Raw genomic sequence first — 12760 nt, 5'->3', positions numbered from 1 at the left:
CTTACCTGTTATCTATTTTGCCGACTTTCTGGAATTTTCCAAGCGATCGCAGAATTTTTATGTAGGAGCGAGGAGTGAGGAGTGAGGAGTGAGGGAATCAGGGAGACAAGGAAGACAAGGGGGACAAGGAAGACAAAGAAGACAAGGGGGACAAGGAAGACAAGGAAACAGAGGAGCTGGAGAGCTGAGGGAGAAAATACTCGTTACTCTTTACTGGTAACTGTCAACTGTCAACTGTCAACTGTCAACTGTCAACCGTCAACCGTCAACTGTCAACTACCAATTACCCATTACCATGTCTATTTATAATGTTATCGGCAAGTCTTATTCGCAATTTCGGCTTCCAGATCGCCGGATTGTAGATTTCATCCTGAGTGTCCTCCAGTTGCCTCCTGGTAGTACGATCGCCGATATTGGTGCGGGTACGGGAGGATATAGTCGGGCGATCGCAGAACGAGGATTTTTGGTCTATGCTGTCGAACCTTCTGAGGTGATGCGTTCTCAGGCTATACCTCATCCTTATGTGAAGTGGGTTGATGGATGTGCAGAGGCAATTCCTTTACCCGATAATTCAGTTGATGCAGCTATTTGTATTTTGTCTCTACATCATTTTACAGATTTAGAAGCTGCTTTGTTGGAGATACATCGAGTTGTCAGGACGGGGGCGATCGCTTTTTTTACTTATGACTCTCAAGCTAGAAAAGATTTTTGGTTGGATGATTATTTTCCGTTTCTTTGGGAATATGATGAAGACTCATTTTACCACGTGGAATATATTGTATCATTTATTCAAACTCATCTTAAAAAGACAGTAGATATTTACCCTTTTCCTTTACCGTCAGATTTAACAGATTTGTTTCTTGCCGCAGGTTGGCAGCAACCAAAAATGTATTTAAATTCTGAAGTTCGGGCGAATATGTCAGCTTTTGCTTTAACCGATCCTCAGTTAGTAGAGACAGGCGTGAAGCAACTAGAAGCAGATTTAGCGAGTGGAGAATGGCAGATAAAATATGGCAAATATTTAGAATTTACAGAATTTGATGTCGGTTATCGAATTATAGTTGCTAAATGACAATTATAGAAAACAGATAGGAGGATAGGCATTGTCCACCCTCCACTTAAATTCCTTCAATTGAATATGGCTGTTATAGACTTGAGTATGTCGGAACATAGTTAAAAGTTACTGCTTTCTCTTTTACTACATGACCAACATTTTCGGTGAGAGAGCTATTGTGATGGATTTCTTGTAACACCCCTTTACGGGTTTTACTGCCAACCAACAGAAACCATAATTCTGTGAACTGCCATAAGTGCATAGAATTTGAATGGGCAGCAATATTACGTAATTTTCTTATTTGATCTATGGTAGAAGCAGCTGCATAACTTTGAGCTAACCACAGGGATAAGGGGTGTTTCCATTGTTGCAAGAATTGTTGCATTAACAGTCGGTCAGCTTGACTAATTTTATCGCTACGTTCAACGGTGTAGTATAAATTTGTCTTAGGCATCGTTTCTTGCTGCAAGCTAAATTTTGTAAAAGTTTGCCACTGCTGAGATAACAAAATTCGTAGATCTCCTAGCGTGTATTCTCCATCAACGATTAAATTAATGCTTCCTAACAAAATAGGAGCCTTTTCAAAAAAACTAATAGAGGGATTTTTAGTTAATAAGAACTGATAAAGTTGTCTGAAAAAAGGATTGACAATTTCTCTTTCTGCTACTAATCCCAAGGGATGTCCTGCATCGGAATAATCGGCAGAAGTGGTGAACTCTTCTGTCTTTATCATTTTGTAATATCTGTAGGCATTGCGTAAATCTCTTTGGCTAGCTGGGTGCAAGCAATTCCACGCTAAAAGTCCTAGCTTGGACTTAACTTGTTTCTCGGCATTTTCTAAAGAAATAGTTTGTGGAAACTGACTTTGTGCGTCTTCCAATTTTAAAATTTTCTTCTTTTGTTTCTCAACTAAAAACTCATGCTCTTTGAGTTGATTTTGCAAATGCAACAATTTATCTTCTTGTTCTAGTGATAAAATCTTGTTTCGATGAAAAATCTCTAGTTCTTGCTTCAGGAGTTCGACCTGTTCGTTCTGCTTTTCAATCACAGCTTCTTGTTCCATCAGCATCCGAGCTTTATCTGCTATCTCTAAAGCATTCATAGCAGCTTTGATTAAGTTATATAAATAAGGTTGAGAAACATTTACTCGTTTAGAATTCTCCCTTCTCTTACCTTGAAGACCGATTGTTTTACCCTTTTCTACTGCTAAAACTTCGCCGCGTTCGTTCCTAATTCTGAGTTCTTGAGATGATGCAGTGTTGACAATGCAACATGTGTATCTGCATTTATTGTAGTAAAATTCTGCTGCCATCTTAATTTTTCTGGAAAAGTCGAAACATGATTTTAAGCAATTTTGTATGAAGAGACGATCGCCCTCATATAGCTCTTAGTTCATCTAATAGAGAATATATGCTAAATTGCTTACTAATAGTTAATATTCTTGTATGCTTTTTATCAAAGAATATTATGAATTTATGAAGAAAAAATAAAAAAAATAAGTAAATCTTGAGGTATAAAAGTACAGCTATCTGAATTTGTAATTAATGACACCTATTGCAAAAATCTAGCGCGATCGCTCTCCAACTTTCCAAAGCGAACGGCTATCCTCACAACTTCCTCAACTTTTTTATCTAACTTAAGAATGAGACAAATGCCTTCATAAGAGTGAAGACAGATGGAGATGGAGCCGCAAGCCTAATGAACAGTAGCAAAGGCTGGCACTTTGCCACAAGACACTTGATTCAATTTCTCTGTGCTTTGGTACTGCTATCAGTGCTATTATTCGTTACGCCAAGTTGGGCTAAGGATGTCGCGAGTGGCAAGCAAGTCACGATTGCTGCTGGACAAATTATTCCCGATGACGTGTATTTGGCAGGAGAGACAATATTGCTGAATGGGACTGTCAAAGGTGATGCGGTTTTGGCAGCAAATCAAATTACCCTGAATGGCACGGTTGAAGGCGACTTAATTGCAGCAGGACAAGTCATTACAATTAATGGCAGTGTAGGCGATGATGCACGACTGGCTGGACAGGTGTTAATTCTCCAGCCAAAAGCACGGATAGCAGACGACGCGATCGCGGCTGGTTTCAGTTGGGAAAATCAAACTGGCAGTAATATAGGTGGCGATCTAACTATCTTTGCCAACCAAGCTTTGTTAGCTGGAAGTATAGAACACGATGCGATCGCGGCAACAAATGCCTTGGAACTGCGGGGAAGCATCGGCGGAAATATGCAAGCCACAGCAGTAGGCGATCCCCAGCTGGTTGAAATTCCCTTTGTGCCTAAACCCCCCGTAACAGTAGCGCCAATTAAACCAGGTTTAACTCTGACCGATACTGCACGAATTGGTGGCAAAGTCAACTATAAATCTGCGACTACGGCTCAAATTAGCCCAAAAGCCAAAATTGCTGGCGGAGTTGTAGGAGAAGCATTAGAACAACATCAAATTGCACCTACATCAAATCCAGTTAGGGAAGTTATTTGGCAGATTCAACGCCTATTGGCTTTACTCTTCGTTGGTTGGTTATTGCTGCGATTTGTCCCCACTTGGACGCAAAATTTAGCTATAAGAGTCAAAGCTAAACCGTTATCGAATTTAGGTTGGGGGATACTAGCATTTGTGGCAGTTGGAATAGGTACGATCGCGATCGCCACTGTAACTGTTATACTTACTATTCTTTTGGCGATCGCCCTACCCAGTCTCGTTCCACCAGTCTTGGGATTGGGAATAGTCGCTAATCTTGCTCTCGCAGTCAGCTTTATCGCTTTTGCCAGTTTTGTGCCGCAGATTGTCTTTAGCTTATTAGCCGGAAGCTGGCTATGGCAAAAATTACAACCTAGTACTCCCATACAACCCCCAATACGGCAATTAGTAGCACTGGGTGTTGGTTTACTAGGATTTGTGCTGCTGACAGCCATTCCCGTACTAGGGGCGATCGTCACCCTCAGCGCGATCTTCGTCAGCCTCGGTGCACTTATACAACACATTACCAGTCGTAAACCACAAGTTGCAACTATCGATCGCCAACTCCCAATCGCCAACCATTAATGACAATCCCTTGTTCTGGCGATCGCGCGATCTATTGCTTCCTATCCTAAGCTTGAGTTACATGTAGCAAATAGAACTGCTACATATATTTTAGTTGGCTTACAATCTTCAAATCACAACCGAGTTGCGATCGCTGTAGAGAAATAGGTGTCACTCCAAAATAGATCGTAAGATACTATTTTGCTTCGTGCAAAGATGCCAAGAAAATCGCCAAACTTACCGCCAGAGAAAGATAAATGTTCAATGACATTTCCCCTCTATGGATTTCTCTAAAAACCTCCTTAATTGCCACAACTATTACTTTCTTTCTAGGAATTATCGCCGCCTATTGGATGCTAGGGTATCGAGGTAAGTGGCGATCGATAATTGAGGGAATATTCATCTTACCTCTCATTTTACCACCAACAGTGGTAGGTTTTTTATTACTAGTACTATTTGGAAAATACGGCATACTCGGACAATTTTTGGCATCATTTAATATCAACATTGTCTTCACTTGGTATGCAGCCGTCATCACCGCCACAGTAGTAGCCTTTCCATTAATGTACAAAACTGCTTTGGGAGCATTTGAACAAATCGACGCAAATTTAATCCGTGCCGCAAGAACATTAGGTGCTTCTGAATGGACTGTTTTCTGGCGTGTCAGCTTTCCTTTAGCAATTCCTGGGATCGTTAGTGGAACAATGTTAGCTTTTGCCCGCGCGTTAGGAGAATTTGGTGCAACATTAATGTTAGCAGGTAATATCCCAGGACAAACACAAACTATTCCGATGGCTATTTACTTCTCAGTTGAAGGCGGCTCGATGCAGGAAGCTTGGATATGGGCGCTAGTCATCATGGGAATTTCTCTATCTGGGATTGTAGCAGTCAATTTTTGGCAAGAAACGAGAAGACAGTCGGGAGTCGGTAGGGGCGGGCTTGGAAACCCGCCCGTACAGAAGTCGGGAGCTGGGGAGAGAAGAGAGCAACTACCAACTACCAACTACCAATTACCAAATCAAAATTATTTGTCAATATTCAAAACAATTAGCAGAATTTGACTTGAATGTAACTTTTAGTAATGACGATCGCCCATTAGGACTTTTGGGAGCTTCTGGCGCAGGTAAAAGCATGATTTTGCGCTGTCTGGCAGGGATTGAAACGCCTAATGCTGGTAAAATTGAGTTAAATGGGCGGGTGCTATTTGATTCTCAACACAAAATTAATCTTCCCACACGCGATCGCAAAATTGGTTTTCTTTTTCAGAACTACGCTTTATTTCCTCACCTAACAGTAGGACAAAATATTGCCTTCGGTTTACCGAAAGCTACGCCAAAAAAACAAGTTATCCAAGTCGTAGAAACTCAACTTGCATCAATGCAACTACATGGTTGTGCTAATCGTTATCCCCATCAACTCTCCGGCGGACAACAACAGCGAGTAGCTTTAGCACGGGCTTTAGCCAGTCAACCGGAAGCATTATTATTGGACGAACCGTTTTCAGCTTTAGATACTCATTTACGGAGTCAATTAGAACAGCAATTAATTTCTACTCTGTCTATTTATCAAGGTGTAACTCTGTTTGTCAGTCATAATTTAGAAGAAGCTTATCGAGTTTGCCAAAATTTATTAGTTATGGAAAAAGGAAGTGCGATCGCTAGCGGTTCCAAACACGATATATTTGAACGTCCTCAAACTTACAGCGTAGCTCAATTAACTGGATGTAAAAACTTTTCTCGCGCCGAGATTGCTGTCAATGGAATGGTAAAAGCAATAGATTGGGGAATAGAGTTACAGGTTACAGAATCTATTTCCGAACGATTAAAATATGTAGGAATTCGCGCCCATCAAATTATTTTTACGACTGAATCAAACCGCGAAAATACTTTTCCTTGTTTTTTAGCCCAAACCAGCGAAACTCCCCACCGCATGACTGTATATCTCAAGTTGTACCAACAGCCAACCCACTCTAGCGATTATCACCTGCAAGCAGAAGTTTTTAAGGAAAAGTGGGAGATGCTGAAAGGGCGATCGTTTCCCTGGTATATAAGGCTAGATCCAATGCGGTTAATATTGATGGCGTAAATTTGATTATGAATCTTGACGATGCGGCGATCGCAGAAATTTCTTTTGATGATTTTCTCAAAGTCGATATGCGAGTTGGGACAATTATTGCTGTTGAAGATAATTTGAAAGCAAAAAAGCCTGCTTATATACTGACAATAGATTTTGGTAATTTAGGACAAAAAATGAGTTCGGCACAGATTACTGATAACTATTCAAAAGCCGAACTCATCGGCAAGCAAATTATTGCTGTCGTTAACTTCCCAGCGAAAAGAGTAGCAGGCGTTAAGTCGGAAGTCTTAATATTAGGGGCAGTTCCTAAGAGGTCATTTATAAAGAAAAGTTGAAAGCAGCGAGAATGGAGGCAAGAGGCTTTTACTATGACAAGACAGTAGCCCAAAGCATTGCCTCATGAGTAGAAAAGCTTACAAAAGTGATTTAACCGATCGAGAATGGCAAATCATTGAACCATTAATTCCACCTGTAAGACCAGGAGGACATCCACGTACTGTGGATATGCGTGAGGTAGTAAATGCCATCTTTTATTTGCTGAAAACTGGCTGTGCTTGGGAGATGCTACCACATGACTTCCCACCCTATTCAACGGTTTATTATTACTTTCGGCGTTGGCAAAAACGAGGAATTTGGCAGCAGATAAATCTTGCCTTACGTGAACAAGTACGGATGAAGCTGGGCAAATCTCATCAAGCTACTGCTGCAATTGTGGATAGCCAGTCCGTAAAAACGACGGAAAAAAGGGGAAGTATCCGGCTTTGATGGCGGCAAGCTAGTTAAAGGTCGCAAACGCCATGTCGTAGTAGATCCTCAAGGACTACTAATGGGTGTAGTAATCACCGAAGCTAATGCTTCAGAACGATTAGGAGCAATAGTGGCATTGCTAGAAGAGTGCTATAACTCTAAGTCTTTAGAGCTAATTTGGGCAGATAGTGGCTACAGTGGAGAGAATTTTGCACAAGCTGTAATGGTAGTCTGCGGTGCAGAAGTAGAAATAGTTAAGCGGATTACAGATGGGTTTGAAGTTTTGCCCAGAAGATGGGTAGTTGAACGAACTTTTGGCTGGCTAGGACGCTATCGACGACTAAGTAAGGATTATGAACTCCTACCGGAAATAAGTGAATCTATGGTCTACGCTGTTATGGTACGGCTGATGCTGAGACGACTAGCTGCTTGATTTTTACTTTATAAATCAGCTCTAATGATCGAGGGGTAGTTTTACTAGAACCAAACTTACCTATAGAAAATGGTACTCGAATTAGCTAGCAGCAATTTTTGCTACTGAAAATTACTTTTTAGTCAGGAAAACCCTAAATCTTTCAGAGCCAAAATCCGATTTAATCTAGGTAATTGGCTAGCACAGTAGTAGCGATAGCTGATAAACTGGTCTACTTGGATTGGTTTTAAAAGCCCCATTTCGTCATAGAGACGTAGCGCTTTGATGAATACACGAATAAGTTTAGTAAAGTCACCAATTTTGAACAGCAAATCTGCGTTTATAGCGTTTCCTATACAGGTGAAATACATTCGTAGGGGCGCACAGCTGTGCGCCCCTACAGATCTATGTACCCGATCCAATTGAGAATAGCTATAACTGTTAACTATTTCTAGTACACACCCTCCTCTAAGGGCATCAAGAGTAAATTATTTCAATGTCCGAATCTCATATTACCGTCACCGTTCCTGCTACCACGGCAAATCTAGGACCAGGGTTTGATTGTATTGGTGCAGCATTAACTGTATACAATCGGTTCAAGTTTTCCCGCTTGGAAGTAGGCAAACCGAGCATCACAGTTACAGGTACAGAAGCCGCCAAAGTTAAGACAGATGAGAGTAATTTACTGTACCAGGCTTTTTCGAGACTGTATCAACACATTAAGCAATCGCCGCCAGCAGTAGCAATTGAAATTGAATTAGGCGTACCTTTGGCGCGGGGTTTGGGGAGTTCGGCTACTGCAATCGTTGGTGGTTTGGTAGGTGCAAATCAATTAGCAGGTACGCCTTTAAGTCCAGCTGAGGTGATGAATTTAGCGATCGCAATGGAAGGACATCCTGATAATGTCGTACCAGCCTTGCTAGGTGGCTGTCGGCTAGCGGCTAGCGACAGCAAGTCAAATTGGCAAATTTGCGATATCCCGTGGCAAGAAAATGTAGTACCTGTAGTTGCAATTCCTGATTTTGAGCTATCGACATCTGAAGCGCGGCGGGTTTTGCCAACTCAAGTGAGTCGCGCCGATGCAATTTTTAATACAGCACATTTAGGATTACTACTGCGGGGTTTAGCCACAGATAATGGAGAATGGATCGGTGCAGCTTTGCAAGATCGACTGCATCAACCATACCGTCAAGGATTGATTGCAGGTTATGAAGCCGTACAAAATGCCGCTTTAGCTGCTGGAGCCTACGGAATGGTCATTAGTGGCGCGGGACCAACTTTACTAGCATTGACGGAAACCGCAAAGGCGGCGGCTGTAGCAGCGGCAATGCAGGCATCTTGGCAACAACAAGGGATTGATGCTGAAGTGAGATCGCTGGCGATCGATACTCAAGGGGCAACTACCAACCCTGTTTGATTCGTGAAATTCCAATGTAGGGTGGGCAATGCCCACCCTACCAGAAAAGCGCCTACAATTGATTGAGTTAGTAATAGTAGCATCCATAATAATTAGCTTCGGTCGAATTCCATCTTTTGCTTTATCAAGATATTATAATTCAAGCGATCGCTCTCGGAAATCGCACTATAGATTACACTTATATTAGCTAGCAAAACCAATTCAAAATATTGCCAAATAAGACTCAATATTCAATAAAAGAATATCTGTATTTTTCAATCCAATTAGTGTTTAAAATTGTAACAAAACCTGATGTTTTTCTATTCTTTATTGATACTCTAAAATGAAAGGGAAAAATTTGTTGCCTGGGTTTTAATTTATCATTCCTTAGTGATAAATTAAATCCTGCCTCTACTAACCTAGAGGCATTTTTATTGTAGTCACGGATAGTTTTATCTACAGCAAAAACTTCACTTCTAGTCAACTAGAAGAAAAATATTCTAAGCTTATTTAGTAGGGTGGGCAGTGCCCACCTTACATTTAAATTGCTAATGACCAATGACCAATGACTATTAGGGAGTAGGCTTAAAATACGTGCCATACTGCAAACCTGGAAACCAGATTTGCAACATAATTAGCACTACCGAAAGAGCAACCATTGTCAAAGTTGCCATTACAGGGGCAAGAGTGAGATATTTAAACACATGTTGCATGGCTATTTTCCTAATGTGAGATTGCGAATAGTGCGGAACAAAGTTTTGAACTAATTCAACTCAACTAATTCGGCTATCGTGGTGAGATTGGAATTTCTTCATCTCTAGCAGTCAAGTCACCACTCAAGAACTCTTGCAGTGCTAAAAGAGGCCAAAGAACAGCTTTCGATATAGATTGCAATGCCAACGGTAAATCGATAAAAATTTCTTTCATTTCGGGGTCGCTAGCTGATTTAGTGGCACGGAGATAAGAACGACCGCTCCAGCCGATAAAACCAGCAACGTACAAAAATAGACCGATGGGAACTAAAACATCAGTAGCTCGATCTAAGCGATCGAGTGGCAAATGAGGTAAACCATCCGTGCCGCAAAGTTCGTATTTTGCGTAAGCCTTAAATGGCTTATTGAAGTAATAGGTATCAGGAGCATTTTTCATTCGCGCCTGAAAAGCTGGCGATTTGCTACAAGGTACGAGAGTGCTATTAGCCGCAGAAGCCGTAGGAATTGTACTGCCCCAAATTACCAAGGCGATCGCCAGTGTAAATAATAACCGCCTCAGGTTAATTTCGATTTTTGTTTTGTCACCTTTGATGAACTGCATAGCATTATTAATGGTTCGTTCTAGAGGCGCGATCGCCTCTGCAAAAGAGCGATCGTCGTTGTCTTTGGCAAGTATCCTAACAGACTCAAAATTCAATTTACTCTGATTTGATAAAATTTAAATTGTCCCGACCACAAGATAAAAAACGTTTTGTGTTTTATTCCTTTACATATTGTTTTTCAAAAACTAAAACTTAACTACAAAAGGGGTTTAGAAAATAAGAACCATCTCATCAACTCATTTTCTAGCTTCATTTATGAAGAAAACTTCAGAAAGTCAAAAGTCAAAATTTAAAAGTTAAAACTGAGTAGACAAGAGACAGAAGTTATAACTAACCACCGATAACTAATAACTAACCAATTAATAAAATCCCCTATTTGTGAAGTAGGGGATTTTATTTACCCTACGCTCGATTAACCAAACTTACCAGCAGTCGAAGCAATTACGAAAGCAGCATAAGTGAGGACGTAGCCAACTGCAAAGTGAGCTAACCCCACAACGCGAGCTTGAACAATTGACAGAGCCACAGGCTTGTCTTTCCAGCGAATCAGATTCGCTAGAGGTGTCCGTTCGTGCGCCCAGACTAAAGTTTCGATCAATTCTTGCCAGTAACCGCGCCAAGAGATCAGGAACATGAAACCAGTTGCCCATACTAAGTGTCCCAATAGGAACATCCAAGCCCAGACAGACAAGTTATTCATGCCATAGGGGTTATAGCCGTTAATTAACTGAGCTGAATACAGCCACAGGTAATCGCGCAACCAACCCATCAGGTATGTCGAAGACTCGTTGAACTGAGCTACGTTGCCTTGCCAAATTCCTAGATGCTTCCAGTGCCAGTAGAATGTCACCCACCCAATCGTGTTCAGCATCCAGAAAGCAGCCAGGTAGAAGGAGTCCCAAGCAGAGATATCGCAAGTGCCACCCCGACCGGGACCATCACAAGGGAAGGCATAGCCAAAGTCTTTCTTGTCTGGCATCAGCTTGGAACCACGGGCATCTAAAGCGCCTTTGACTAATACCAACGTGGTTGTGTGTAAAGCGAGGGCAAATGCGTGGTGTACCAAGAAGTCACCAGGACCAATCGTCAAGAACAAAGAGTTCGTACCAGCATTGATCGCACCTAACCAACCAGGCAACCAGACGTTACCGTGATTGGGCCAAGCTGTTGTAGCGATACTATCTGGGTTAGACAATAGAGTATCGAAGCCGTACAAAACCTTACCGTGGGAAGCCTGAATGAACTGGGCGAACACGGGTTCGATTAAAATTTGCTTTTCGGGAGTTCCGAAGGCAACGACGACATCGTTATGCACGTAAAGCCCTAGAGTATGGAAACCCAAAAAGAGCGATACCCAAGATAGGTGAGAGATAATCGCCTCTTTGTGCTTCAGAACCCGCTCTAATACGTTGCCCTTATTTTGCTCTGGATCGTAGTCTCGTACCCAGAAGATCGCTCCGTGGGCAAAAGCCCCCAGCATGATGAATCCAGCAATGTACTGGTGATGCGTGTATAACGCTGCCTGAGTCGTGTAGTCCTGCGCCATGAATGCGTAGGGAGGCAGGGAATACATGTGTTGTGCCACCAACGAGGTGATGACCCCTAAGCAAGCCAAGTGCCAGCCGAGCTGGAAGTGGAGAGAGTTATTGTAGGTGTCGTAAATGCCTTGGTGAGGCATGTTGAACGGACCTTCTACCGGAACGCCAAAGAAGTTCTTGGCATTCATCATCTCTTTGATGCTGTGACCGATACCGAAGTTGGTACGGTACATGTGTCCGGCAACGATGAACAATACCGCGATCGCCAAATGATGGTGAGCGATATCCGTCAGCCATAAAGACTGAGTTTGAGGGTGGAAGCCACCTAAAAAGGTCAAGATAGCCGTCCCCGCACCCTGAGAGGTTCCAAATACATGATTGGCAGTGTCAGGGTTAGCAGCATAAGCCGCCCATTTCCCCGTAAAGAAGGGCGTTAGACCTTCTGGATGGGGAGGTGTAGTCAGAAAGTTACCCCAACCAACGTGCTGACCGCGAGCTTCGGGAATTGCAACGTGAACTAGGTGTCCAGTCCAAGCTAAGGAGCTAACGCCAAACAATCCCGCCAGGTGATGGTTCAGGCGAGACTCCGCACTCTTAAACCAAGCGAGTCCTGGGCGGAATTTGGGCTGTAAGTGCAACCAGCCAGCTAGCAAGAACACTGAAGCTAGCACGAGTAGGAACACCGAACCCATATAGAGGTCGCCGTTCGTCCGCATCCCGATCGTGTACCACCAGTGATAAACACCAGAGTAGGAAATATCGACGGGATAGCTTGCCCCACCTTGGGTAAAAGCATCAACTGCGGCTTTACCGAATTGAGGGTCCCAAATTGCGTGAGCAATGGGACGGACGTGCAGCGGATCTTTTGTCCACTGCTCAAAATTTCCTTGCCAAGCGACGTGGAATAGAAGGCTGGATGCCCAAAGAAAGATGATGGCAATGTGACCGAAGTGTGTAGCAAAAATCTTTTGATAAAGATTTTCTTCAGTCATTCCATCGTGACTTTCAAAGTCGTGGGCGGTAGCAATCCCATACCATATCCGACGAGTGGTCGGATCTTGTGCGAGATCTTGGCTAAATTTGGGAAATTTAGTTGCCATTTACTTTACTAAATCCTCCAATTAGCTAATCCGTTGTTATTAATCTGAATTAGCAAAACAGTACAGACAAACGAAATCTCCCTCGGCATGAA

The 12760-nt window shown here is 42.5% G+C and carries 10 protein-coding genes and 2 pseudogenes; 7 read left to right on the top strand and 5 right to left on the bottom strand.

The features are described 5' to 3' along the window. Positions 1-88: 88 nt before the first annotated feature. Positions 89-220 (top strand): hypothetical protein, encoded by a 132-nt coding sequence (locus N4J56_RS10570; RefSeq protein WP_317106418.1) that lies wholly within the window; start codon positions 89-91, stop codon positions 218-220. A 75-nt stretch (positions 221-295) separates the two neighbouring features. Continuing rightward, complete coding sequence (locus N4J56_RS10565; protein WP_317106417.1) at positions 296-1072, top strand: class I SAM-dependent methyltransferase; 777 nt, start codon at positions 296-298, stop codon at positions 1070-1072. Between the two features lie 73 nt (positions 1073-1145). Here the strand turns inward: N4J56_RS10565 and N4J56_RS10560 are convergent, their stop codons facing one another. Then, on the bottom strand, positions 1146-2366 hold the full coding sequence (locus tag N4J56_RS10560; RefSeq protein WP_317106416.1) for a hypothetical protein: 1221 nt from the start codon (positions 2364-2366) through the stop codon (positions 1146-1148). Positions 2367-2752: 386 nt separating this feature from the next. Here N4J56_RS10560 and N4J56_RS10555 point away from each other — a divergent pair, with 386 nt between their 5' ends. The 4 genes and pseudogenes from N4J56_RS10555 to N4J56_RS10535 all read left to right on the top strand — a co-directional run bounded on the left by N4J56_RS10555 (position 2753) and on the right by N4J56_RS10535 (position 7340). Next, the gene (locus N4J56_RS10555) at positions 2753-4105 is read left to right on the top strand and encodes a hypothetical protein (protein WP_317106415.1); all 1353 of its coding nucleotides are present in this window, start codon (positions 2753-2755) and stop codon (positions 4103-4105) included. Positions 4106-4341: 236 nt separating this feature from the next. After that, positions 4342-6169: pseudogene (gene modB / locus N4J56_RS40915) on the top strand (molybdate ABC transporter permease subunit). 8 nt (positions 6170-6177) lie between these two features. After that, on the top strand, positions 6178-6495 hold the full coding sequence (locus N4J56_RS10540; RefSeq protein ID WP_317106412.1) for a tRNA-binding protein: 318 nt from the start codon (positions 6178-6180) through the stop codon (positions 6493-6495). Positions 6496-6559: 64 nt separating this feature from the next. After that, a protein-coding gene (locus N4J56_RS10535) for an IS5 family transposase (protein WP_317106411.1) occupies positions 6560-7340 on the top strand; the annotation gives its coding sequence in 2 pieces (ribosomal slippage) (positions 6560-6897 and positions 6896-7340; 783 coding nt in all). A gap of 125 nt (positions 7341-7465) precedes the next feature. Here the strand turns inward: N4J56_RS10535 and N4J56_RS10530 are convergent. Further along, a pseudogene (locus N4J56_RS10530) lies at positions 7466-7648 on the bottom strand (MerR family transcriptional regulator); the annotation flags it as partial. A gap of 167 nt (positions 7649-7815) precedes the next feature. Between N4J56_RS10530 and thrB the strand changes: the two are divergent. Beyond that, the gene (thrB, locus tag N4J56_RS10525) at positions 7816-8736 is read left to right on the top strand and encodes a homoserine kinase (protein WP_317106410.1); all 921 of its coding nucleotides are present in this window, start codon (positions 7816-7818) and stop codon (positions 8734-8736) included. Positions 8737-9287: 551 nt separating this feature from the next. On the opposite strand, the gene N4J56_RS10520 is transcribed toward thrB, so the two are convergent. The 3 genes from N4J56_RS10520 to psaB form a co-directional block, all read right to left on the bottom strand. Beyond that, a complete protein-coding gene (locus N4J56_RS10520) occupies positions 9288-9428 on the bottom strand; it encodes a photosystem I reaction center subunit IX (protein ID WP_317106409.1) in 141 nt (46 codons plus the stop codon). A 73-nt stretch (positions 9429-9501) separates the two neighbouring features. Continuing rightward, positions 9502-10125 (bottom strand): Photosystem I reaction center subunit III, encoded by a 624-nt coding sequence (locus N4J56_RS10515; RefSeq protein ID WP_317106408.1) that lies wholly within the window; start codon positions 10123-10125, stop codon positions 9502-9504. Between the two features lie 317 nt (positions 10126-10442). Beyond that, entirely contained in the window at positions 10443-12668 is a 2226-nt protein-coding gene (gene psaB / locus N4J56_RS10510) for a photosystem I core protein PsaB (protein WP_317106407.1), read from the bottom strand. Between the last annotated feature and the right edge of the window lie 92 nt (positions 12669-12760).

The sequence above is a fragment of the Chroococcidiopsis sp. SAG 2025 genome (genome assembly GCF_032860985.1).
In the GTDB taxonomy this organism is placed as follows: Bacteria; Cyanobacteriota; Cyanobacteriia; order Cyanobacteriales; family Chroococcidiopsidaceae; genus Chroococcidiopsis.
The sequence above is the reverse complement of the archived record's forward strand: the minus strand, read 5'-3'. Positions and strand labels throughout refer to the sequence as shown.